Annotated in this window: 22 protein-coding genes and 2 pseudogenes; 16 read left to right on the top strand and 8 right to left on the bottom strand. The window is 56.1% G+C overall.

The genetic code is table 11. The features are described 5' to 3' along the window. Positions 1–12 precede the first annotated feature (12 nt). A complete protein-coding gene (locus BA6348_RS16055; protein ID WP_005836518.1) occupies positions 13–351 on the bottom strand; it encodes a histidine triad nucleotide-binding protein in 339 nt (112 codons plus the stop codon). 238 nt (positions 352–589) lie between these two features. Here BA6348_RS16055 and BA6348_RS16050 point away from each other — a divergent pair, with 238 nt between their 5' ends. After that, positions 590–823, top strand: a complete 234-nt coding sequence (locus BA6348_RS16050) for a DUF3139 domain-containing protein (RefSeq protein WP_238502101.1) — start codon at positions 590–592, stop codon at positions 821–823. 489 nt (positions 824–1,312) lie between these two features. Here BA6348_RS16050 and BA6348_RS16045 read toward each other — a convergent pair whose 3' ends face one another. Continuing rightward, entirely contained in the window at positions 1,313–2,599 is a 1,287-nt protein-coding gene (locus tag BA6348_RS16045; RefSeq protein WP_122953430.1) for an acyl-CoA thioesterase/bile acid-CoA:amino acid N-acyltransferase family protein, read from the bottom strand. A 156-nt stretch (positions 2,600–2,755) separates the two neighbouring features. On the opposite strand from BA6348_RS16045, the gene BA6348_RS16040 reads away from it, so the two are divergent. From BA6348_RS16040 to BA6348_RS15980, 12 genes and pseudogenes are all read left to right on the top strand, one after another. Next, positions 2,756–3,196, top strand: coding sequence for an Rrf2 family transcriptional regulator (locus BA6348_RS16040; protein WP_005836512.1), 441 nt, complete (start codon positions 2,756–2,758; stop codon positions 3,194–3,196). Positions 3,197–3,528: 332 nt separating this feature from the next. Next, on the top strand, positions 3,529–3,918 hold the full coding sequence (locus tag BA6348_RS16035; protein WP_005836508.1) for a response regulator: 390 nt from the start codon (positions 3,529–3,531) through the stop codon (positions 3,916–3,918). A 306-nt stretch (positions 3,919–4,224) separates the two neighbouring features. Continuing rightward, entirely contained in the window at positions 4,225–5,586 is a 1,362-nt protein-coding gene (locus tag BA6348_RS16025; RefSeq protein WP_007783529.1) for an ethanolamine ammonia-lyase subunit EutB, read from the top strand. A 21-nt stretch (positions 5,587–5,607) separates the two neighbouring features. Further along, positions 5,608–6,441, top strand: a complete 834-nt coding sequence (gene eutC, locus BA6348_RS16020) for an ethanolamine ammonia-lyase subunit EutC (protein ID WP_005835358.1) — start codon at positions 5,608–5,610, stop codon at positions 6,439–6,441. Positions 6,442–6,517: 76 nt separating this feature from the next. Continuing rightward, positions 6,518–6,724 (top strand): hypothetical protein, encoded by a 207-nt coding sequence (locus BA6348_RS16015; protein WP_005835356.1) that lies wholly within the window; start codon positions 6,518–6,520, stop codon positions 6,722–6,724. 124 nt (positions 6,725–6,848) lie between these two features. Beyond that, positions 6,849–6,950 (top strand): annotated as a pseudogene (locus tag BA6348_RS16010) (HTH domain-containing protein); the annotation flags it as partial. A gap of 25 nt (positions 6,951–6,975) precedes the next feature. Next, positions 6,976–7,179, top strand: a complete 204-nt coding sequence (locus BA6348_RS16005) for a helix-turn-helix transcriptional regulator (protein ID WP_005835352.1) — start codon at positions 6,976–6,978, stop codon at positions 7,177–7,179. A gap of 71 nt (positions 7,180–7,250) precedes the next feature. Next, on the top strand, positions 7,251–7,742 hold the full coding sequence (locus BA6348_RS16000) for a GyrI-like domain-containing protein (RefSeq protein ID WP_026557132.1): 492 nt from the start codon (positions 7,251–7,253) through the stop codon (positions 7,740–7,742). Between the two features lie 133 nt (positions 7,743–7,875). Continuing rightward, complete coding sequence (locus tag BA6348_RS15995) at positions 7,876–8,463, top strand: TVP38/TMEM64 family protein (protein ID WP_005835348.1); 588 nt, start codon at positions 7,876–7,878, stop codon at positions 8,461–8,463. A gap of 21 nt (positions 8,464–8,484) precedes the next feature. Then, positions 8,485–9,174 carry a response regulator transcription factor gene (locus BA6348_RS15990; protein WP_005835347.1) on the top strand — a complete coding sequence of 230 codons (690 nt, stop codon included), beginning with the start codon at positions 8,485–8,487 and terminating at the stop codon, positions 9,172–9,174. 8 nt (positions 9,175–9,182) lie between these two features. After that, entirely contained in the window at positions 9,183–10,559 is a 1,377-nt protein-coding gene (locus BA6348_RS15985) for a sensor histidine kinase (RefSeq protein ID WP_122953428.1), read from the top strand. A gap of 76 nt (positions 10,560–10,635) precedes the next feature. Then, positions 10,636–11,262 (top strand): LysE family translocator, encoded by a 627-nt coding sequence (locus tag BA6348_RS15980; protein WP_005835343.1) that lies wholly within the window; start codon positions 10,636–10,638, stop codon positions 11,260–11,262. 108 nt (positions 11,263–11,370) lie between these two features. Here the strand turns inward: BA6348_RS15980 and BA6348_RS15975 are convergent, their stop codons facing one another. The 3 genes from BA6348_RS15975 to BA6348_RS27385 form a co-directional block, all read right to left on the bottom strand. Then, positions 11,371–12,600: an MFS transporter gene (locus BA6348_RS15975; protein ID WP_007783547.1), complete on the bottom strand. Its 1,230-nt coding sequence runs from the start codon at positions 12,598–12,600 to the stop codon at positions 11,371–11,373. 204 nt (positions 12,601–12,804) lie between these two features. Then, on the bottom strand, positions 12,805–13,062 hold the full coding sequence (locus BA6348_RS15970; RefSeq protein ID WP_005835339.1) for an STAS domain-containing protein: 258 nt from the start codon (positions 13,060–13,062) through the stop codon (positions 12,805–12,807). A gap of 17 nt (positions 13,063–13,079) precedes the next feature. Further along, on the bottom strand, positions 13,080–13,502 hold the full coding sequence (locus BA6348_RS27385) for a hypothetical protein (protein ID WP_375371918.1): 423 nt from the start codon (positions 13,500–13,502) through the stop codon (positions 13,080–13,082). Here BA6348_RS27385 and BA6348_RS15960 point away from each other — a divergent pair. The 3 genes and pseudogenes from BA6348_RS15960 to BA6348_RS15950 all read left to right on the top strand — a co-directional run bounded on the left by BA6348_RS15960 (position 13,467) and on the right by BA6348_RS15950 (position 18,157). Further along, a pseudogene (locus tag BA6348_RS15960) lies at positions 13,467–14,877 on the top strand (ABC transporter ATP-binding protein). The gene BA6348_RS27385 and the pseudogene BA6348_RS15960 sit on opposite strands and share 36 nt — an antisense overlap. 72 nt (positions 14,878–14,949) lie before the next feature. After that, on the top strand, positions 14,950–15,741 hold the full coding sequence (locus tag BA6348_RS15955; protein WP_122953427.1) for a (2Fe-2S)-binding protein: 792 nt from the start codon (positions 14,950–14,952) through the stop codon (positions 15,739–15,741). A 160-nt stretch (positions 15,742–15,901) separates the two neighbouring features. Next, positions 15,902–18,157, top strand: coding sequence for an EAL domain-containing protein (locus BA6348_RS15950; protein WP_122953426.1), 2,256 nt, complete (start codon positions 15,902–15,904; stop codon positions 18,155–18,157). 217 nt (positions 18,158–18,374) lie between these two features. On the opposite strand, the gene BA6348_RS15945 is transcribed toward BA6348_RS15950, so the two are convergent. The 3 genes from BA6348_RS15945 to BA6348_RS15935 form a co-directional block, all read right to left on the bottom strand. After that, positions 18,375–21,236 carry a DEAD/DEAH box helicase gene (locus BA6348_RS15945; RefSeq protein WP_025847637.1) on the bottom strand — a complete coding sequence of 954 codons (2,862 nt, stop codon included), beginning with the start codon at positions 21,234–21,236 and terminating at the stop codon, positions 18,375–18,377. Beyond that, the gene (locus BA6348_RS15940; protein WP_025847639.1) at positions 21,233–22,837 is read right to left on the bottom strand and encodes an SWIM zinc finger family protein; all 1,605 of its coding nucleotides are present in this window, start codon (positions 22,835–22,837) and stop codon (positions 21,233–21,235) included. Before BA6348_RS15940 ends, BA6348_RS15945 begins: the two co-directional genes overlap by 4 nt. A 76-nt stretch (positions 22,838–22,913) precedes the next feature. Next, complete coding sequence (locus BA6348_RS15935) at positions 22,914–23,957, bottom strand: DUF4855 domain-containing protein (protein ID WP_122953425.1); 1,044 nt, start codon at positions 23,955–23,957, stop codon at positions 22,914–22,916. Positions 23,958–23,967: the final 10 nt, after the last annotated feature.

The following is a 23,967-nucleotide window of genomic DNA, read 5'->3' as shown; positions in this document are numbered from 1 at the left end:
TTTTGTCTAACGCTAGAACTTCCACTCCAACTGTCTGCCGCCAATGAGGTGGTAGTGCAGGTGGAAAACCGTTTGCTGCCCATGCTGTCCGATGTTTGTCACAACGCGGAAGCCTGGCTCGGTTACTTCCATGATTTCGGCTACCTTTTGCAACGACAGATGCAGGTGGCCGATCAGCTCCTTGTCCTCAGGCTCGATGGCCATGACCGACTGGATATGCTTTTTCGGGATCATCAGGACATGTACGGGTGCGACAGGGTTAATGTCGTGAAAAGCCAGCACATGCTCGTCCTCGTACACTTTTTTGGAAGGAATATCCCCGTTTACGATTTTGCAAAAAATGCAGTCCATTTGCTTCTTCATCCTTTCTCAATCAATCGAAGGTATAAAGCCTACTTCGGCATGGAAGTAGGCTTTACCTGTTTGGGCGGGGGAAGTTTTTGGATGGGGGTGACTTCGGATTTTCAACAGAAACGAAAGGCGTTCGTTTTGGCTGAAACGGCAGCGCGCTGGCTGGCGGACATGCTGGGAACATGGATATATTCAATTCAAGCTATACAACTTAGAAAAGGAAATGCTGCACTATCTCGTGGCAACAAATCATTACAAGGAATCAGACACACTGGAAATAAAAGCAAAATATTCCAAAATGCCTACCTACTCGGTGGATGCCGTGTTCAAGGATGAACCAAATGTGACCTACAATTACACCTTGTATGATGGAAAAGAGTGGTTTCAACTGGGGCCAAGCGATGGAGAAATTGAGGGGAATCAAGACAAATACAAGCATATTGATACAAAAAGATTGCAAGGAACAGAGTAGGAGCCAATCCACGTCAAGAATGTCGGCGAAGTCAGGAGATTATCCTTACAGGGGGACGCTCTCCCTCCACTTGCGGGTTTTCGCAAAACGACATCTTTACGAAAAGCGCATCGGGATGACGTCCAATCGATTGGGAAAAATAATAGAAAGACGAGGAGACTGGCAGCGGAGTCGGAGGCAGTCTTTTCAAAATCATGGCCTCTTTCCTCGTGCGAATGGGGCCTTCTTTCATTCATTGGGGAAATGGTCTGGCAGGGACATCCATCCTAGCTTTTCCCACCAAGGATCACTTGCTTTCTTTCCGAAAAATTTCCTGTTTGGCTCCGAGCGCTGGCTGATAGTAAAGTAATTCTACTATAGCGAAACTCAAGAAGCTTGTTTCGAAAAGCGGCAAAGCTCACCTGCGAGATCGGCCGATCACTTTGGAGGCGAGAGAGCCTTGCCTTTCCTTTACTGGCAAGGCTCATCGGTGCAGTTCGCCCAGGCTTCTTATGAAAAACTCCGCTCCAAAAACCCCAACACCTCCTGCCACGAATGCTCGGAAGCGTGCGCATTGTTTTTCGGCGTTCCGCCGTTCAGTTGCGTCCGCGTGGTGGGGATATACGGAAAACGAATGCTGTGCCCCGTATCCGCGTAGCGCAGATGAACGACGGGGTGGGCAAACTGGTTGGCTTTCAAACGTTCGACCATCCGCTCGCAATGCTCGGCGGCGGGCCACCAGTGATCGTCGTCGGCAGACAGCAACAGAATCGGGCCGTTGATCTTTTCCACGGGAATTTCTGCGTCTTCGAGCCACTCGCAGGCACGCCAGGCCGCTTTGTGGATTTGGTCGATGCGCCGGCCGGCATCCAGCCGTTCGCGGGACTCCTGGCATTGCGCCTCGGTCCAGGTGACAAACGGGAGCGGTTCTCCGCGAAACGACCAGGAGGACTGCGGCGAAAACGTTTCCGCGTCCGTGAACGCCCGGTCTGTGCCGATGTTGACCGTGGAGCTGGGGCTGGACGCGATGACAGCGCGGATGTCCGGTTCGAGCGACGCGGTGACCAGCGCCAGCTCGGCGCCTTTGGAGCGGCCGAAAACGGCGATTTGCCCGGGATGCACCGTAGACTGCCGTTTCAGCCACTGGACGGCGCGCTGTACATATTCGATCGGGATTTGCTGGATGTCTGTCGGCAAGTCATCGCATTGAAAATAGGCGAGCGCCAGCGCCGGATAGCCATGAGAGGCGAACAGGGCGGCAAACTGGGAGCAGGAACCGATCCCGCCTTCGCTGCCGCCGAGCACGAGCACGGCAGGACGCGGCTCAAGATGTGGCTTGCTGAAAAAGAGGCCGACCAAGCCGTCCTCCCTGACTTTTTGGATGGAAACGTCGCGTGAGACGAAGATGCGCTTGACGACAGCCTTGGCGACAGGCTTTTGTTTCACCTCTGCCGTCAGGTGAATCTCTGTGGAGCGTGGGGTAAACTGAAAGTCTTCGAGGGAATAGGAGCTGTAATAGCGGAGCGTCTGCACGTTCATCGACCAGAACAGTCCCATGGGGTCAATGCCTTCGTACGTGCCGAACAGAGGCGCCTGGGACACAAGATCAACAAAGCCGTTCTCGTCTGCCTGGAAAATGGCATGGGAAGAGGCCGACATCTCTCCGCCCGGCAAACCGTTCGTCATGGTGGCATGAAGCGTGATTAATTGATGCGGCATAAAACCGCTTAGTGTAATATGGACAGGTACATCGAGTAAGGCCGTTGCTGGTGAGACATCAATCTGTGGATGCATCATGCAGGCAACACTCCCCATTGAAAATATGGAATCTGATAACAACGTAAATTATAGTAGAATTCACAAATGCGCCACAGGCGGAAATGTGACGGAACGGTTAACTTGACTTCCAAACAGGGATGTAACTATAATCATTACAACGAAAGGGTGACCGACATGAAAATCAGCAGCCGTTTCTCGATTGCGGTTCATATTTTATCTCTGCTCTCCATTGATGCAAATGCTCACCATACATCGGAATGGATCGCCGGCAGCGTGAACACCAATCCGGTTATTATCCGCCGCGTGCTCGGACAACTGAAAAAAGCAGGGCTTGTACACGTCCGGGCCGGGGCGGGCGGCGCAACGCTTGCGAAAGAGCTGGAGCAAATCACATTGCTGGACGTATATCGCGCCGTCGAGGTCGTGGAGGAAGGCCAGCTTTTTCACATCCACGAGCAGCCGAACCCTGCCTGTCCGGTCGGAGCCAATATCCAGTTCGTCCTGGAGCTGATTTTGCATCGCGCGCAGCATGCGATGGAAGCGATTTTGCAGAGCGTAACGATGCACGAACTGGTCACGGACTTGCGGGAAAAAATGACGGAGCAAGCCCGGTAAGCCATCTGCCATGGCTCGTCCAGGTGAAGGTGAGCCGAAGAAAACGCAGTGTACAGTACAGGAGCGGGACAAGGGGCAGGACACGCGAGTTCCCGTATCCAAAAAGGGCAAAAGGGCGGCAGACGATGACGCAAAACACGCTTCGTCCGCCCGGCTTCTCCTGCGAGAGAAGCCGGGAACAGCGGACAGGATTCAGGCTGGAAATGGCGAAAAATAATGGATATAATAAAAGTATTCAAAAAGCTGCGAAAAAGCCGACAACGGCGTCGGTGCAAGCTTGACATTTTGGTGAGCAGTTGGCACGTCCATTCTCTTTGATGGGAGGTGGAGTATTGCGTCATCGTTATCGAATTATCATCATAGACGACGACCCCATCACGCGAATGGACCTGGTCGAGATGTTGCAGGAACAAGGCTACAACGTTGTGGCTGACGGGAAAAACGGCGAAGAAGCCGTTTCTCTGACGCAACTGTGGGACCCGCACCTCATCATCATGGATGTAAAAATGCCCGTCATGGATGGATTGACGGCTACCGGGATTATCAAAGGGCAATCGGACGCTTCCATTTTGCTGCTGACGGCGTACAGTCAAAAAGACCTGGTAGCGAAAGCGAAGACAAAAGGCGTCTGCGCCTACCTGGTCAAGCCCGTCATGGAGGAAGAGCTGCTGCCCGCAGTAGAGACGATCCTGTTGGAAAAACAAAGTTCGCTGGAAAAGTGAATCGCAACAAAAGCAATGGCGCTTGAACGAAGACGGACTGCCGTCTCCTTTTTCAAGCGTCTTTTTGACGTATAAGAGCGAGAAAAAAAGCGCAAAGGAGCGCTCGAACAACTACCGGTTCTATCCCCACCAGGCAAATTTTGGGTCACATCATCTGCATGGCCGCGATTGCTCAACGACGAGCTGGTCCCGCACGAGTTTTTTCCGGGGAGAAACGCGAAAAAGCAGGATGACCGTTTTCGCTCCCATTGTGCCGGGCGGGCAGGAAAGCAAGGAAGCCCTACCAAAGAAAGCGAGTGAAGCGAGATGAAATTGGCATGCGTCATCCGTAAAGAACATTACCAGTTCACATCCGTTCGCGATGTATTGGCGAAAGCGAGCGAAGAGAAGTCTGGCGACCAGATGAGCAAAATTGCAGCCAACTCCGCACTGGAGCGGATGGCGGCCAAAGTCGTCCTGAGCGAGATGCAGCTCAAGGACATCTACGAAAATCCGGTGATTCCGTACGAAAAAGACGAAGTCACCCGCATCATTTACGACGATTTGAATTTGTCGATCTACAACGAAATCAAAAACTGGACGGTCGGGGAGCTGCGCGAGTACATTTTGTCCTTTTCGACAGGCATGCCGGAGCTTACCCGGATCAGCCGCGGCTTGACCAGTGAAATGATTGCCGCGACCGCCAAGCTGATGTCGAGCATTGACCTGGTGATGGCTTCGCAAAAAATGAGGCACCAGGCGTACTGCAACACGCTCATCGGCGAGCCGGGCAGACTGGCGTTCCGGTGCCAGCCGAACCACCCGATTGACGATCCGGAGGGCATTCTCGCTTCGATGAAGGAAGGTCTGTCCTACGGCTCCGGCGATGCCGTCATCGGGATCAACCCGAACAACGACTCGGTTGAAAGCGTTACCAAACTGCTCAAGATGTCCCACGATTTCATGCAAAAATGGGAGATCCCGACGCAAAACTGCGTCCTCGCCCACATTACCACCCAGATGCAAGCATTGCGCGGCGGAGCGCCGATCTCCTTGATGTTCCAGAGCCTGGCTGGCTCGCAGCGGGCGAATGAAGCGTTTGGCGTCTCCAAAGATTTGCTGGACGAAGCGATGGAGTTGATGCTGCGAAAAGGCACGGCTTCGGGGCCGAACGTGATGTACTTTGAAACCGGGCAAGGCTCGGAGGTGTCGCTGGACTCGCACGAAGGCGTGGACATGCAGACGCTGGAGGCGCGTACGTACGGCTTTTGCCGCCACTGGAAGCCGTTCATGGTCAACAACGTCTCCGGGTTCATCGGGCCGGAAACGCTGTACGACGGCAGACAGATGATCCGTGCCGACCTGGAGGATTTGTTCATGGGCAAGCTGCACGGTTTGCCGATGGGAATTGCCCCTACCTACACGAACCACATGTACGCGGACCAAAACGACCAGGAAATTGCCGGGATGCTGACGACGCTTGCCGGAGCGAATTTTTACATGGGCGTGCCCGGCGGCGACGACGTCATGCTGAGCTATCAGGATACGAGCTACCACGACGATGCCAGCTACCGCGAGCTTTTGGGCCTGCGCCCGTTGCGCGAATTTGAAAAATGGCTGGAAAAAATGGGACTGATGGAAAACGGACGGCTGACAGAGCGGGCAGGCGATTTATCGGTTTTCGACTAACGAGCGGGGAGGGCACACACGATGAAACAGATCAACATGGATGACCTGATCCAGCGGGTCATGGATGAGCTTTCCAAAAAGACGGGGGAAGTGATTCACTTTCCCGAGCAAAAGGTGCGCGGCGTAGAAAATCCGCACAATCTGGAAGCATTGGAGCGGGCGATGGCGAGAACGCCGGCGCGCATCGGGATCGGCCGCGCAGGGACCAGAATGAAGACGACGAGCTATTTGCAGTTTCGCATCGACCAGGCGGCGGCACACGATGCGGTCATGAAATCGATCAGCCCGGAATGGCTGCAGCGGCTGCAACTCCCGGAGCTGCATTCGCGGGCGACGAGCATGCAGGAATATTTGATGAACCTCGACTCGGGGCGGCTGCTGTCCGACGAGTCGGTCAGATGGCTGGAGCAGCACGGCGACAAAGGCAAAGACGTGCAGATCGTCATCTCCGACGGACTGAGCACGTCTGCCTGCGAGGCGACGATTCCGGATTTGCTGCCCGCCCTGCAGCAAGGATTGGCGATGCGCAACATCAGCGTGGGCAAGCCGGTGTTCATTCACAAGGGACGGGTGTGGATTCAGGACCAGGTCGCCAAAATCGTCAATTGCAAAGTCGTCATCTCCCTGATCGGGGAAAGGCCGGGGCTTGCGACGGCAGAAAGTCTCAGTGCTTACATGATTTACAAACCGGACGCCCATACGGTAGAATCAGATCGAACGGTTATTTCTAATATTCATCGGGGCGGGACTTTGCCGATTGAAGCGGGAGCCTATCTCGCAGAGCTGCTGGAGGACATTTTGAAGCACCAGGCGAGCGGAGTCAAATATATGCAACTCCGCGCCCAAAACAGTTAGATTCCTACTGGCACATCCTCCCGTCTTGCACTAGAATACATAGAAGATAACCAATTTCTATGAGGAGTTGCTACGCATGACGGAGCCAAACCAAAACGAACTGGAAACAAAAGCGGAAAAGCCAAAAATCAGCCTGCAGGAAGCGATGAAGCGCAAATTGGCGGAAAAGAAGCAGGCACAGGCCCAAGCGAACAACCCTGTGAACCAGAAGGCGAAAAACCAGTCGATGAAAAGCCAGTTGACGAAAAAGCCGAACAACCAGCGCAGACGTATGGGCGTCTAGTCTAGTTTTCAAGTGGAAAGAAACGAACAAAGGAGAATTTGCAGCATGGATTTTTTGCTGCGGATTCTCCTTTTTACACGTAAGAAAGCTCCGGTAGCGGAGCCGCCAAAAGGTGGAACGAGAGTTGAAAGTAGAACGATTGCTGGCGATTGTCATGATGCTGTTGAACAAACGCCGGATGAGCGCTCGCGAGCTGGCCGACCGCTTTGAAGTATCGCTGCGCACCGCGTGTCCACGTCCGGGTACGAGACATGTTTGATCCGCAAACGATTGAAACCGCGCCAAACGGCGAGATGACTGTCCGCACGACGATGGCAGACGATGAGTGGCTGACAGGCATGCTGCTCAGCTACGGCGACAGCGTGCAGGTGCTGGCGCCGGATTTCATCCGCCAGCGGATCGCGGATACGGCGAAAAAAATGTTGGCATGCTACGAGACAGACCAGAAACGTTGACAGACAGGTGTCAAGGTAGGATAGCTATACTAGGCATGTAATCCATTCTTTGAACAGGAGCGTGCAAACAGATGAATCCGACGATCGTCCAACTGGGGGAAATGCGTGTAGCTGGTCTGAAAATTCGGACCACGAACGAGGCTGAATGCGGAGCAAACGGGAAAATCGGGCCTTTGTGGCACCGCTATTACGAGCAAGGGTATCCGGCGCGTACGCCCGGGCAAAAAGAGCCGGGAGTCGTCTATGGCGTCTACTCGGATTACGCAAGCGATGAACAGGGAGCGTACTCGTTGCTCGTTGGCGTTGAGGTGGAAGCGGGGGGCGAGCTGTCTGCCGAGCTGACCGTGAAAACGATCCCGGCAGCTACATATGCGGTCTTTACAACCAGAGTCGGCCCGATGGTCGAGATCATTCAGGAGGCGTGGGCGCGCATCTGGGCGTGGGCGCAGGAGTCAGGCGTCAAGCGGACGTTCGTCTCGGATTTTGAGCGCTACGACGGCGTGCGCTGCGCCGACCCGAATCAGGCGCAAGTCGATATTTACGTGGCCATCGAGCAGAAATAAGGCGCTATTGCCGCCTTCCGCAAACAGTCGCTTCCAGAGAACGGGAGCGATTGTTTGTTTTTTTCCATGATTTCTTCACAATTTTCGTATAGGCTTAAAGGAACAGGCAACAGAGGGGAGTCCGCAAGCGAACATGGATGGATTGACGAATATAGAAGGCTTGGCAGAATGGATTCGCTCGTGGGGAATGCTGGGAGTAATCGGCAGCATCTTGTTGAATATCGCCATCAGCGTGGCAGGCGTCCTGCCGTCCATTTTTTTGTCTGCGGCCAATGCCGTTGTATTTGGCTTGTACGGAGGTTTTTTCCTTTCCCTCACAGGGGAGGTGCTCGGTGCGGGCATCGCTTTTTTCTTGTACCGCTATGTCATTCGAAAAGCCGATCGGCGCAAAAAGCTGGCGTCGTTCCAATGGGTAGCGGCGATTAACGGGGCGACCCGGGTGCGAAAAGGGCTCGCCGTCGTCTTGCTGCGGCTCAATCCGCTGCTCCCTTCGGGGGTAATCAATCTCGGGGCGGCGATGACGAACATGACGTTCGCCGATTTTCTTCTCGCGACACTCGTGGGCAAAATTCCTTCGATGGTGTTTGAGACATTCGTCGGGCACGATCTCGTCTACTTTGGCGAAAACAAGCTCAGGCTGGTGATCGCGCTTGCAGCAGGCGCGCTTGTTTTCCTGCTGTTCTGGAAGCGCGGGAAGGGACAGGCCAGCCAGTCGGAATAAGGGGCAAAAGGAGGCCAGGACATGTCTACGATTTTGCTGGTAGACGATGAACACAAAATTTTGGAGATTTTATCTTCCTATCTGCAAAAAGACGGCTATCACGTGCTGACGGCGATGACAGGCGGGGAGGCTATCCAGATAGCCAGCTCGGCGGCCGTCGACTGCATTATTCTCGATTTGATGCTCCCGGACGTCAGCGGTGAAGAAGTTTGCCAGCGCATCCGCAAGCATTCCCGCGTCCCGATTCTGATGCTCACCGCCAAGAGTCAGGAGGCTGACCGGATTTATGGGCTGGAAATCGGGGCGGATGATTACTTGATGAAGCCGTTCAGTCCGCGCGAGCTGGTGGCGCGCGTGCGGGCCGTCATGCGGCGCTCCGGCGACTATTCGGCGCTCTGCGACGAGTTCGAGGCAGGCCAGCTCACGATTTCGATTCGCGACAAAAAAATTCTCAAAAACAAGGTCGCGCTCGACGTCACCCCGAACGAATACCGGCTGCTCACGACGCTGGCCCGCCATCCCGGCCGGACGTGGAGCAGAGACGAGCTGGTGCGCGAAGTTCTCGGCTACGACTTCGAAGGCTACGACCGCACGATTGATACGCATGTCAAAAATTTGCGGCAAAAAATCGAGGACGATCCGAAGCAGCCTGTCTACATCAAGACGGTGTACGGACTGGGCTATCGGTTTGACGTCCCGGTGAGGAAATGAGGTTTGCGATGAAGCGCATATGGATGAAGCTGGCGCTCGCCTTTATGGCGATGGGCGTCGGTGCCGTACTGATTACGACATGGCTTGCGATCAAGGAAATGGACGAGCATTTCATGATGTACGCAAACGAGGTGAAAAGCCAGCACAACGAAGAAATTTCCCAGGTGGCGCTCGCCTCCTACCGCGCCAGCCAGGCGTGGGACCAATCCGCTTTTTTGCAACTGGAGGCCGTCTCGTCTGTGCTCGGCCTGCACATTGCGCTGCACGACGCGCGGGGGGAAAAGCTGGGCGAATGGGGGCAAGCGCCGGGCGCTGGACGGGAGGGCGAGCACGACACGCACGCCGAACATGCCGAGCGCGCAACCGAAACGATTCCGCTTTATGACGGCGGTCGAAAAATCGGGCAGCTTGTCATCAGCCACGATGACGAAAATGCGTACATGGCTTTGGAAGGCCATTTTCAATGGGCGCATAAAAATACCGCGCTGTGGACGATGGCGGTTTTGCTTGTGATCGTCGTCGTGCTGTGCATTCCGCTGGCCCGCACGATGGTTCGGCCTGTCGTGCAGGTGAGTGCGGCGGCGCAAAAGGTCGCGCAGGGCGATCTGCAAGTGCGCGTGCCTGTACCGGAACGGCAAGACGAAATTGCCGCGCTGGTCGTCGCCTTTAACAACCTGGTGACGAGCCTGCACGAACAGGAGGAGTTGCGCAAACGGCTGACCGCAGATATTGCGCACGAACTGCGTACGCCGCTCAACACCTTGCTGGCCCAGACAGAAGGGATGATCGACGGCATCTGGGAGGCGACGCCTAAGCATTTGGAGAGCACGCGCGCCGAAGTTCTCCGTCTGATCCGGCTCGTGAACGATCTCGATCAGGTGATTCAGGTCGAGGCAGGCGCCCTGCCGATGCGGCGCGAGCAGGTGAATTTGCGGGATGTCGCCGAGGAAGTCAGCGAAGCGATGCACGTCGCTTTTGCGCGCAACCAGATTCGCTTTCAGTTGGAAGGACCAAAAGACGCCTGGATGACAGGCGATCGGCAAAGAATCGCGCAAGTCGTGGCAAACTTGCTGGCAAACGCGTGCAAACATACGCCGCCCGACGGAACGATCTGTGTGACGATCGAAAAAGCGGGCGGACATGTTAAGCTGCAGGTGCGCGACAACGGCGCAGGCATCGCCCCGGACGATTTGCCGCACGTTTTTGCGCGTTTTTACCGGGGGGACCGCTCGCGGGCGAGAGAGCGCGGAGGGGCTGGCCTCGGGCTGACGATTGCCAAAGGCATCGTGGAGGCGCACGGCGGACAGATCGCGCTGGAAAGCAGCCTGGGCAAAGGAACGACGGTCACGGTGCGCTTTCCGGGCGGGGACGAGGCCCGGACATGATCTTGTCGCCACGAATGCCAGGGCGCGCTATAATGGGAGCATCCATAGACAAACAAGAGAAGAAGGAGAGGAGAACATGTTTGATCTGGCGACGTTGAGCACGTTTTTGGCTGTCGTGATCGGCCTGTTTTTAATTCCCGGCCCTGCCGTGCTACTGACGGCGACACGCACCGTTCAGGGCGGCAGACGTGCGGGAATCATGGCGGGGCTTGGAATCGCGACAGGCGACTTCATCCATACGATTTTTGCCGCTGTCGGCTTGTCGGCGATCTTGATGACATCCGCCTGGGCGTTCCAGCTTGTCAAATTCGCCGGGGCCGCCTATCTCATCTACCTGGGGATAAGGGCGCTGCTGGAGAAACCGACAGACCCCGAGTTGCCAAAAGTATCGCCGCTGCCGCCGGGGAAGGCGTATGTGCAAGCGATCATCGCGGAAGTGCTGAACCCGAAGACGGCTTTGTTCTTTCTGGCGTTTTTGCCGCAGTTCGTCCACCCGGAGCGGGGAGCGTCCGTGATGCAGTTTGTTGTGTTGGGCCTGATTTTTTCCATTCTCGGCTTCTTCTACACGTCGCTGATCGCCCTCTCTGTGCGGCCGCTGGGGCATCTCGTCAGACGCATCTCCTGGATCGGTCGTTGGAGCGGCAAAATGATCGGGTCTGTCTACATTTTGCTCGGGTTAAAAGTAGCGCTGCAGCAAAAGTAAAGCAGGAAAAAAGCGGCATCGTCCATACGAGAAACTCCCTTTTGCCACCGCCAGGCAAGCGTTGTCTGACGAAGCGAAAGGGAGTTTTGTTTTTGGGCGTGCGCTGCGTTATTTCGCAGCCAGTTGCGGATCGGAAGACTGCTGTTGGGCTTGCTTCCCGGCCAGGCCCGGTTTTTTCGAGCGAATCAGGATGGCGGTAGCGAGCAGGGCGATTCCGTTGATAATGAACACGTAGCGGATCGGGATGGCGCCACCGAGCACGCCGCCGAGCACAGGGCCGAGCATCGTCGCGAGCTGGTTGGCGGACTGGTTCAGGCTGAAGGCTCTGCCGCGAAACTCGGGTTCGGTCACTTTGACGATCATCGCGTTAATCGAAGGGTAAACCGCCGCGAAAAACAGGCCGTAGGCGAAGCGCAAAACCCCGAAGCCGTACAGGTTGGTGAAGAAAAATTGCAGCAGGTTGCCGAAGGCGCCGCCGAGCAAGCCGATGAACAAAATTTTCGTGTAGCCGACCTTGCCGCCGAGTTTTCCCCATTGCGGAGCGGCGATCACGGTGGCAATACCGACGGCAGCGAAAATGATCCCGGCGCTGAGCGAGGCTTCCTGCTGCGAGGCCCCGAGCTGCAACACGTAGACGGTCAACAGCGGTTCCAAGAGCATGACGGAGATCGTGACCATCAGGCTGAGGCCGAGAATCGTCATGAGCGAGCGGTTGGCGATGGCAGCCCGCAAGTCTTCCCGCACGTTGGAGCGGCTGCCGGAGCGGTTCATGTTTGTCTCTTTGACGAGGAAGGTCGCGATCAGCGCCGCTACGAGCACGACACAGCCGGAGAAAAGAAAAGCCTCTGCGTTTCCCCAGAGGTGACTGACTACCCCGCCGACGAGCGGCCCGACAATCCCGCCCGTGGCTCCAGAGGTTGCCATCACCCCGAGAGCGTACCCGACGTTTTTTTCCGGTGTATTCGTCGCTACCAGCGCGATCGCGGCAGGCACGTAGCCGGCGAGCAGCCCCTGAAACACGCGCAGCACCAGGAAAAGGTAAGGATCTGTAATGAAGTAAGTCAGGAAGTACAACAAAGCCAGGCTAAAACCGGATCGGATCAACATCGGTTTTCGCCCGTATTTGTCGGCGAGCGAACCCCAGTACGGCGAGATCAGGGCGCTTGCCAAAAAGGTAATGCCAAACGAGATACCAGACCAGGCTTCCAAATGCTCGTGAACACCCAAAGATGTATGGAGGAAGATGGGCAAGAATGGTATGGAGATCGAGTAGGCTGTGCTGCAGAAGAAGACGCCGACCCATAACACAAACAAATTACGCTTCCATGAAAACTCCATCTTTCTGTTCACAACCTTTGCAGTAGAAAAGCCGGAAATTTGATATTGATTATTCTAGCACTGGTTTTTGGCGCTGACCAATAAAGAAATGTGATCGTACTATTGCAAAAATGAAATAAGGAAAAAACGAAACGGGCACAAGCAACGCGTCTGGCGCATACAAAAACCCCTTTTGACGGAGCGAAAAGGGGGAGTTGCTGTCTGTCAATGCCCGGCAGGAACCGTGATTCCAAGCCGATCTACAAGCTGTTTGCTTTCTTCATTCAATCCCGTGATGAGCACGAATTTATCGGCATCGCGGTATTTGGCGACTACTTTGGAGATGGCGGTTACGGCTGACATATCCCAGACATGCGAGCGGGAAAAATCAATGACAATCTGGCCGAGATCGTTTGGAACATCGAATTGCTCGACAAAGTGCGTCATCGTACCGAAAAACAGTTGCCCGGAAATCGCGTACACGTTTTCACCTGTTTCCCTCATAATAGCTGGTGGAGTGCAAGCGTGCCCGCCAGCATCGCGTACATGGTCCCCGAAGCTCCGACGAAATGCGGAAGCTGTGCCATGAAGATGAGGATCGCGTTTTTTTCACAGGAGGCGATTGTCCAGTCTATGGCGATTCGCCGTGCCACTTTGCGGACCGAAAGTATATTGGCAAAAGAGGCCGTGATCTGTCCAAACAGAAAGGGGTGGCCTTTTGCAGCCGCAAGCGGGACGAGCCGTGCTGCAAACTGCAAGGGACGCGTTCTTTTGCAAAATGATGATCGATCTTGCCAACCAATCCAGCTATAATGAAAATGATTTTCAAAAAAAGCGTGAGGAGCTGTGTCATGTAGCTTGTCAATGAAAAAGGAGGTGCTGCTGCGATGCTTCGCAGATTTTTTTCTTACTACCGGCCTTATCGTGGATTGTTCGTACTCGATTTCACCTGTGCGATCTTCGTGGCTGTTCTGGAGCTGGGATTTCCGCTCGCGGTAAACATGGTAGTCGATCAGCTTCTGCCGAGCAAAGACTGGGAGCTGATTGTCTGGGCCTGTCTTGGGCTGCTTGCGCTTTATGCCATCAATGCGGGAATGAACTACGTACGAAGACATGGCGGATTTCAATGCGCGCGTCGAGGACAATGTCGGCGGCATGCGCGTCGTACAGGCGTTTGCCAACGAGAGCTTTGAAAACAAGCGCTTTGCGGAAAACAACCAGCGTTTTCGTCTGACCAAGCTGTTGTCCTACAAAATCATGGCCCAGAACGCCTCGGTCAGCTATATTCTGATGCGGCTCGTTATTTTGTTCGTGCTGATCTGCGGCAGTTGGTTTGTCATCGAAGGCTCTCTCACCTACGGGGAGTTCGTCGCCTTCCTGCTGTTGACGAACGTCTTTTTCCGTCCGCTGGAAAAGATCAACGCGATTATCGAAAGTTATCCGAAAGGCATTGCCGGCTTCAAGCGCTACATAGAAATTATGGATACGGCGCCAGACATCGCAGACGCTCCGGATGCGGTCAAGGTAGAGGCGCTGAAGGGCGATATCGAGTACAAAGGCGTCTCGTTCGGGTACGAGCAAGGCTCGCGCGTTTTGCAAAACATTGATTTGCGCATACGCGCGGGAGAGACGATTGCCTTTGTCGGTCCGTCCGGCGCGGGGAAAACGACGCTGTGCAGCCTGCTGCCGCGGTTTTACGAGATTGACGGAGGCAGCATCACGATTGACGGACTGGATATTCGCAACATGACGCTGGCTTCGCTGCGCAGCCAGATCGGGATCGTGCAGCAGGACGTGTTTTTGTTCTCCGGCACCATTCGGGAAAATATCTCTTATGGCAAGCAGCACGCAACAGAAGAAGAGATTTGGCAAGCGGCGCGCCGGGCCAAGCTGGAAGACTTTATCCGTGCGCAGCCGACAGGGCTGGATACGATCATCGGGGAGCGCGGGGTGAAGCTGTCTGGCGGACAAAAGCAGCGGCTCGCGATTGCCCGGATGTTTTTGAAAAACCCGCCGATCCTGATTTTGGACGAAGCGACGTCCGCTCTCGATACGGAGACGGAAGCGGCGATTCAGCAGTCGCTCGCGGAGCTGTCGCAAGGGCGCACCACGCTGGTGATCGCGCACAGGCTGGCGACGATCAAAAACGCGGATCGCATCGTCGTCGTGACAGAGCAGGGCATTACCGAACAGGGGAACCATGAGCAACTGCTGGCACAGGATGGCATCTACAGCCGGCTGTATCAGGCGCAGTTCGGCTCGTATCTGGAGCAGCCGCAAAACGCTTTTTCCAGCTAGCGCCCGTCCTTGTGCTGGCGGAGGCGTTTTGGAAGCGAGCTTTTCAATCAAAAAACGGGGGGAGAGAGTCTCTTGCAAACATGGAATGAACCGTTTTTGGCGGAACAGTTTCACCTGACGACTACGCACCGAACAGACGCGCTGCTCTCGATCAAGGCAAGCGATCTGCTACAAGCCAGACATGCGGAACAGTTGGTGCAGACGTACGCGCCGCTTATCAAGGCACATGACCAAAAGCCTGTCGGCACTTATGCGGCCAGTTGGCTGTCTGGGCTCGGGCTCGGCTTGCAGTACGCGCTGTCTGTATGGAACGTAGCGATTCGCATACCGCTCGACCAGTTGACGATTGAGCTGTACGACGCGGATGGCTACGTCCAGTTCTCTTTCGTCGTGGACGAGTGGCACAAGGCGGAGGGTCCGAGCACAAGCACAGCGCGTTCTGCCTGGCGCGCCGAGCAGTATCGGCAGTTTTACGGACATACGCTCCGGCCGTTGTTCCAGGTGCTGGCTGATGCGACTGGCAATCCGCTGAAAATGATTTGGGGCCAACTGCCGACGAGATTTAACTATTATCTCGATACTTTCGTCCAGGAGGCCCGGGAAGAGGCGATCCGCCAACGGCTGCGCGACGATTACGCGGCGCTTTGCGACGAGCTGGACGGGGAGTGCTTCGGGCTGCCCAAAAATCCGTTCGCGGTCAAAGTGCGCTGGGTGGAGGACATGCGCGACCCGAACAAGCAGGTGCGCCTGAAAAATCAATGCTGCCTGTACTATCAAACCGGGGATGGACAGTACTGCTACACCTGTCCACGGCTGAAGGAAGACGAGCGCGCAGCCCGTCGCCAGGCGGCGCTGCAGGCGTGAGTTCCCCCCCTCCAGCCAGAAGAGGGGGATTGTGCTTTTTCCTTCTCTGGACAGGGGGCGCATTCTTCCTATAAAGTAGAAAGAGAGGAAGTATCAGAATAGTTCGGAATTGTGGGACTTGCTGTCGCTGTCCCGTTTGATGACAAACTTTAGGAGGGACGTGGTTCGTATTCAAACAATCGACCAGGATGAGCTGAATCAGACCGATGAAGATCTGTTTCAAGCCATTGTGAACCAGCAGCTCACACTCTATTACCAGCCTTTTTTCGATTTGCGAACAACAGGGATGACGGGGGTCGAGGCCCTGGTTCGCTGGCATCATGAAAAGTGGGGACTTTTGCCGCAACAGACATTGCTGCTGCTTGCCAAAAAAAGCGGCGTGATTCATTTGTTGGAGGAATGGGTCCTGCGAGCCGCGTGCACGCAATGCAAGGAATGGATCGACATCGGCTTCGGGCCGCTGGTCGTATCGGTCAACCTGTCCGCGCATGCTTTCGAGTCTGTCGGATTCGGGGATACGATCCAGACGTTTTTGCGGGAAAGCCAGTTGCCGCCGCGCTATTTGGAGCTGGAAATAACGGAATTGGCCGGGGGCGATATGGAGCGTACGATTGGCGTCCTCGCCCAGCTCAAGCAGTTCGGTGTGCAGGTGAGTCTGGACGAGTTCGGAAAAGATCCGGTTTCGATCCCGTATTTATCGCGTGTTCCTGTAGACAAGCTCAAGCTCGATCCAACCTTGATCCAGCAAGCGCTGACCGACGCTGCGCAAGAGGCTGCGCTCAAAACCGCATTGGCGATCGCGCAGACAATGGGCCTGCAGGCGACGGCTGCAGGAGTCGAGAGTCGCGAGCAAGCAGAGTTGTTGGGGGAGCTTCTGTGCGACCTTGCCCAAGGAAATTACTTTTGCGAGCCGCTGCTGGCAGAGGGGCTTGTCGCGAAGATGAGCTCACAGGGCAAGGCGTTTGCCGATGCGCCAGCGCGCGCAAAGCAGGGAGCGGGCGAGAACCACAACTGTTTGCGCGAGGTGCTGCGCAATCAGCAAGGAATGACGTTTACATTTCGCAAGCAGGACGAGCGGTTTATCCATACGTTTTGCGCGGGGGAGTTGATCTACCGGATCGGCTTGACGCCGGAGCAGGTCGTAGGGAACGAGTTGTGCGACATCTTGCCCCGCAAGGAAGCGCTGCGCAAGACAGAGCATTACGAGCGGGCCTGGGGCGGCGAAGAAAACGTCACCTATGAGGGCGTCGTCAACGGCGTTTGCTACCTGGCTGTCATGCACCCGATCTTCCGGGATGGGCGGGTGAAGGAAGTGATCGCTTCCTGTGTCGACATCACGGAACTGAAAAAAGCGGAGGAAGCCCAGCGGGTAAGCGAAGCGAAATACAGGCTGATTGCGGAAAACATTTCGGATATGATCGTGGTCATTGATTGCCATGGATATGTTACATACGTGTCGCCGTCCGTTCACACCGTCTTGGAGGTATCCCCGGAGGTGTTTTTGCATCAGCATCTGCAAACCATTTTGCCGAGCGAACAGCTCAAACGCGTCTGGCAGACGTTTCAGGAAATTATGGAGTGGAAGCTTCCCAGGGCGGTTACCTTTTCCTGCCAGCACCGCAATGGCAGCAAGCTGATTTTGGAAACAAAAGGAACGCCTGTGCAAAACGAGCAGGCCGAGGTGGAGCAGATCGTCTTCATCATCCGCAACAGTACGGCGCAGGTGCAGGCAGAGGAATTTTTGCGCAAAATGGACAAGATCGACGTCGTCGGGCAGCTCGCAGCAGGAGTCGCACATGAAATCCGAAACCCGGTGACCTCGATCAAAGGCTTCGTGCAGTTGCTGCGGCGCGACCAGTGGAAAAGCGAATACTTTGATATCATGCTCGCCGAGTTTCACCAGCTCGAAAGCATTTTGCGCGAATTTGTCTTTTTGACCCAGCAAAGGTCCCACCAGTTTGAGTCGCAAAATCTGGCGCAACTGCTGCGCAGCGTCACGCAGGTCGCGCAGGAGGAAGCGCCGGCACATCAGATGGTGCTCGAGATCGACGATGTCGAAGAGACGTGTCTGTGGTGCGATCAAAGCCAGATCAGGCAAGTGTTCATCCACTTGCTCTCCAATGCCGTGGAGTCCATGCCGGACGGGGGGACGATACGCATCCGGGCGCTGCGCTCGGGGCACGATCAGGTCATGATCCAGATTGTGGACAAAGGCTGCGGCATGTCCGAAGAGCGATTGAAGCGGCTCGGGGAGCCTTTTTACAGCACGAAGGAAAAAGGGACGGGGCTTGGCCTAATGATTACTTATAAAATTATTCAGTACCATGACGGGTACATCCATTTTTCCAGCGCCCCCAACCAGGGAACGAAGGTCGAAGTGTATTTGCCGCTGAACAGGCCGACGGATACCGCTTGACGCGCTGCGGCGACAGCAACAAAAAAAAGTCCGATCGGCTGGCGAGGCGGATCGGACTTTTTGGCGTGGTTTATTTGGCGGATGGCGGCTTTTGTGCGGAGAACTGGCTTTGGACTGCCTGTAAAAAGCGTTTCCACGCTTCGGGCAAGTCTTTGCTCTCGTGTTCTGTAGCCGGGGGAGAAGAGGGCTTGGTTTCCTTCACAGGCTCCATCTGACACTATCCTTTCGTATTGCTCCAGTCGTGGCGCAGGGCGAACAGCTCGCGAAGCTCGGCCGTCGACAACTCGGTAATCCAGCCTTCCCCGCTGCCGACGATCTGTTGGCTGAGCGAGAGTTTGCGCTCCATCATTTCGTCAATCCGTTCCTCGATGGTGCCGAGCGAAATGAATTTGTACACCTGCACGTTCCGCCGCTGACCGATGCGGTGCGCCCGGTCGGTTGCCTGGTTTTCCACGGCGGGGTTCCACCAGCGATCGACGTGAATGACGTGGTTCGCTTCCGTCAAGTTCAAACCTGTGCCGCCTGCGCGCAGGGACAGAATGAAAATGGCGCCGCGCTCCTCATCCGGGAGGGAGGCATCCTGAAAACGGGCGATCATCTCGTCCCGTTTTTCTTTTTTGGTGGCGCCGTTCAAAAAGTAAACGGGGCCGTAGCCTTCGCGCGTCAGCACGCGCTGGAGCAGGTTGCCCATCTCAATGTATTGCGTAAAGATCAGGCAGCGCTCCTTTTTTTGCCGAATTTCCTCGACCAGTTCCAGCAGTCGCTCCAGCTTGTGCGAGCGGCTTGCTTCATCCGCCGTAGTGATCTCGTTTAAGATCAACGCGGGATGGTCGCAAAGCTGCTTGAGCCGCGTCAATGTCGTGAGGATGAGGCCGCGCCGTTCCATGGCGGAGACGTTTTCCATCCGGGCGAACATGTCCTGGATCGCGGTTTCGTAGAGCGCGCCTTGCTCGGCGGTCAACGGCACGTATTCCTTGCTTTCGTTTTTCTCCGGCAAGTCGAGCTGAATCGCCGGGTCCGTCTTGGTGCGGCGCAGCAGGAACGGCTGAATGAGCCGTTGCACCGTCTGGATCAGCGCCTGGTCGCGGTCGCGCTCGATCGGCAGGACGAAACGCTGGGTAAAGTCGCCGAGGCTGCCCAAGTAGCCGGGATTGAGGAAGTCAAAAATCGACCAAAGCTCGCTCAGGCGGTTTTCGATCGGCGTTCCGGTGAGCGCGATCCGGTGCCACGCCTTCAGGTCACGGACGGCGGACGCTTGCTTCGTATAGGCGTTTTTAATGTTTTGCGCCTCGTCCAGACAGATCGTATTCCAGGTGATGGAGGACAGCTCCTGTTCGTCGAGGTGGGACAGCGCATAGGACGTAATGACCAAATCGACCCCCTCGATGGCCGGAGCAAAATCTTCTTTTTTCGGACGGGTATTCCCGTAATGAATGAACACGTTGAGCGAAGGGGCGAACCGCTGCAGCTCCTTTTGCCAGTTGCCGATGACGGAGGTGGGACAGATGAGCAGCGAAGGGGACTGGGCGGTTTTTGTCGCCTTCACATGCAGCAAGTAGGTGATAAACTGCACGGTTTTCCCAAGGCCCATGTCGTCGGCGAGACACGCTCCCAGACCGAACTGGCGCAAAAACAGCATCCACGAGCTTCCTTCCAACTGGTAGTTGCGCAGCGTGCCGCAAAACGTGTCCGGCTGCGGCAAAATCGGGATGTGCTTCGTTTCCTGCAGGCGGTGCATCAGCTCCAGCAAATGCGCGTTGAGCTGGACTTCCACCGTCAGCGGGTAAGGTTCAGCGAGATCGTCGTCGTCCGCTGGTTCTTCGGCTTCGACATTTGCGGTCAGGTGCATGCTCATCACGTCGCGCAAGGTCATGCCGTTTTTTGCGTTCGTTTTTTTCAGCGCTTCCTGCAGCTCGGCGAACAGGTCAGGCGTGAGCTGCACCCAATGCCCCCTGATTTTCAGCAGCCGCTGCTTCTGGCGGATCAACTGCGCAAACTCTTCCTCGCTCAGCTCGACAGGACCGAGCGCGAGCTTCCACTCGAAATCCATGACCTGCGAAATGCCCAAAAAAGACTGTCTGCTCGCCCCGACAGAGGAAGAGACTTTCGCCCGGAGCTTCGGTCTGACTCTGCGCACCTGCTCCCACCACGCCGGCAAAAAGACGTGAATGCCAGCCTGGACGAGCTGCAGGCTGCAGGACGTCAGGAAAAGCCACGCTTCCTCATTGGTAAGCTGGGTGCGCAGCCCGTCCGGTTCGTCAGCGCCGGACGTTTGCCAAGGGAAAATGTCGCGGCATTTGGCCAGGTCGCTTTGAAAACGCCGCCAGTGCTCTTTCCATTCCAGAGGGATGCGCGCGGTGTGCGCGTCTGGAGCGCCGAACTGATGCGGCTCGATCACAAACAGCCGATCCGGTTCTTCCCGATCCTGCAAATAAACCTGGAGCAGCCATTCGCTGGCGGCGTGCGCAGGCTCGACAATTTGCAAACAGGTGCGAAACGGCGTCACATCCGGCAGCCAGCCAATCGATTGCAGCCATTCCGTCTCCTGCAAATGGACGGACAGCTCGTCGCCCATGACGTGCAGCGCCGGAAACTGGGCAGTGAGCTGATCCCAGGCGCGGCCGACCTCACCAAAGGCGTGGACAGCTTCCTCCAACACATGCGAAAGCCACCTGTTGCCGTAGGGCGCAAACGAAGCCGGGGCCTGCTTCGCCCTCCAGCCGAATCGTCCTTGCTTCCATGCGGCAAAGTCTGGGACGATGGCGCCTGCGGCCAGCGTTTTTTGCAGGAACACGGCGACGCCCTGGTATTCCAGAAAACGCTTGTCGACGGAATAAGCCCGGTGCAAAAGCCACGGCGGCGAGGCGAAAAAGGCCAGCGCCTCTGTCGGGCCGAGCAGCAAGCCTTGCTCGTTTTTTTCCACGAACGTGCCGTAGTAGGAGGCTTCATCCCAGGCAAAAAGCGCTCCGGCGAGCTCATCCGGGTCGAGCGCCTGCCCGCTTGGGTCTGCTCCCGCAATAAGGAACTGGCCGTCTGCCAGAAGCTTTGCGGTTAGCACCATGGTTGTAACAGTGTTCATAGGTTCAGATTTCCTCTCCTTAGCTCCTCCTGAAATGCCCGCAGGCGGTTGTGCTTGGCGGACAGTTTGTCCACGAAGCGCTCCCAGTCGGACTCCTGCTCGGCCTTGGCGTAAGTGGCCCGCGCTTTTTTCAACAGCTTGATCGCCTCTTTGTAGGCGGGGCGGTTGCGCTCGCGGATCAGGCGGTTGATCTCGCGCACATAGTACGGATACAGCAAGGACGGATCGGCGTCCTCGATTTCTTTCAGGTGCACAGACGAGATGTCGGCAAGCGGCACCTGATAGGACATTTGCAAATCGACCCATTGCTTGAACTGCTTTTCCTCGTACAAATGCAGGGCGTACTCGGAATAGCTGCTCGGCAGGAAGTTTTTCAGCATGGCTCCGCACTCGTCGGAGCGGCCGACCTGCTTCATCGCTTCTTGCCAGATGGCGATGACCAAGCGATATTGTGCGGCCTCCGCCGACCCGATCAACTCGGTCAGCGCCTCCGTCCAAAACAGAAAGCGCTGCCACTCCTGATTGCGGGCGAAAGCTTTCATGTAGGGCAAGTAAAAACTTAAAGGCAAGCGGCGAATCGGCTTCCAGACTTGCAGGGCGAGCGCGTCCTCGTTTTCCATGACTGAAAAGTGGGCGCGCAGCAGGCGGTATTTTTCGCTTTCGGCTGCGGGCGCATTCGGCGTCTGCATGGCTTGTTCCAGCTCCGCCACCTCTTGTTTGATCCAGTCCGGGTCGGTGAGCAGCGACCACCAGATCATGCGATAGGCGTAGACCCAGTAGAGGGAGGACGTGTCGTTTTCCTTCCATTTTTGGATGATCGTCACCGTTTCAGCGAGCGCCGGGCGATGGTCGGCCCACAATGCCTGGCGATCGGCAAAGTAGATGGCCCCCTCCAACTGCTCGAGCAGCCGTTCCGCCGTCTGCGCCAAGTCCGGATACCAGTTGGACTGGCGGTAGCTCTTGACGTATTGCTGCAACTTTTGCAGGTGAAACAAATTGGCGTGGATGTGAAACAACTGGGCCCGTTCCCGTGGCCATCCCGCGGCGACGGACTGGACGTTTTGGTAGCTGGAAAACATTTCGGAGGAAGCGCGGTACGATTCCATCGCGGATAACAAATTGCGCGTCCAGCTTTCGAAAAACGCCCACCAGTCGGAAACGGAGCTGGCTGCGGTCAGCGGGGAGGAAACGGGGGCGGCCTCATTCCCGTGCAAATCGCTTGCCACTGGCCGATAGCTCGGGATGAGCATGGCGGGAGTGAAGCTCACCCGACGCGGTTGCTGCGCCCTGGATAAAAAGTGGCGCGGGTTTTCGAAGACGCTGTACATTTGAAAAAAAGTAGCGGCGATATGCTTGCAAAGACGGGTGTACGGACAGGTACAGGTGCTGTCCTGCACATCTTCCAGGTCGAGTTGGACGTGGTACACCTGGGTGCCTTGCACATCGCTGCACAGGATGCGGTTGTTTTCGACGCGTGTATTAAAGACAACCCCATCGGAAAAGTACGAATAGCCACGCTCGATGATCGCACTCTCCATTCCTTGCAGGACTTGCTCTCCAGCCGCTACTGCCTGTTCCCGTGTCAACTCTCTTTGCAACATGTGTTCTGGTCCTCCGAACGAAGTGTCATCCCTCCATTATAACGCAAAAGTCGGGGAATGGAAAAAGCAAGAATCGTTACGGCGGCGCGATTCCGTTTAAAAAGGAGAAAAGCTCGTCGTAAAGCGGATCGCCTGACTGGTACAAGCTGACGAGCGCCTGCTTGCGCCCGTTTTTGCCGAAAAACCAGCCGCCCGTGTACCAGGCAAGCGGCGCGTCGTATTGAAAAGGCCCGAAAGCATTGCCATGCCCGTCTGTCCCGCCGGAAGCTCCGGCCCGCAAGTACGCCAGCAGCCGCTCGCGTTTTTCCCGATCGTAGGTGACTCCGAGGTCAAACTCGATTTCGACGCCCATTCCGGCTGCCTCGCTTGCGGCGGCGGAAGCATCCACGCTTTTTTTCGGGTTGAAGTAGTAGTTCGGTTGCAAAAAAGCGAGGTCGAAGCCAAGCTGTGCCCACTCGTTCCAGCCAGCCGCCTGTTGATACGGAATCCAGATGCTCCGAAGCATCCGTCCGGCGTGCGTGCAGCCGTGGATCGCGTCGTTGACCGCCCGGATGACTTGGCGGTCGTCGTGCTTGGGCCCTTGGAAGTACAGGCTTTCCTGTAGCCAGTAGAAGCCTTTTAGGCAGAGGCAATCGTTCCACGGCTTTTTGGCCCACCTCGTAAGAAACAGGCACATCCACTCGATGACCGCCTCGATCCGGTAGGCGTCGTCGCCAAACTGCTGCGGATTCGGGTAAGGCAGGGCCACCCACACATTCGTGCGCGACAGCGGCGAGCAACGCACCGCCTGGCAGAGCGCGTCGAGATTCCGGTCGCCAAGGAACAGCTCATCCATGTAGCGCAACCATTCGTTCCAACCAGCGGGAGCCTTGTCGATGCGCGCCAAAAAGCGGCCTTCCCCCGACTGATTCAAAATCCCGAGAGCCAAAAACAGAAAATCGGTGAACATGCCGCCGTCCGCCAATCCGGTCACCGGATCGGTATGGAAGAGCAAGGGCAAAAAGTCGGTGCACTCCCAAAACTGGTAGTGCGGAGTGCCGTCCGTGCCGATGCTGTAGCCTGTGTACGCGAGAAACAGTTGATTGATCGGGCTTTTTCCGAGCGAGGGATAGGGAGCCATGCCAACACAC

The sequence above is a fragment of the Brevibacillus agri genome, assembly GCF_004117055.1.
Lineage (GTDB): Bacteria > Bacillota > Bacilli > Brevibacillales > Brevibacillaceae > Brevibacillus > Brevibacillus agri.
This window is presented reverse-complemented; position numbering and strand designations above follow the sequence as displayed.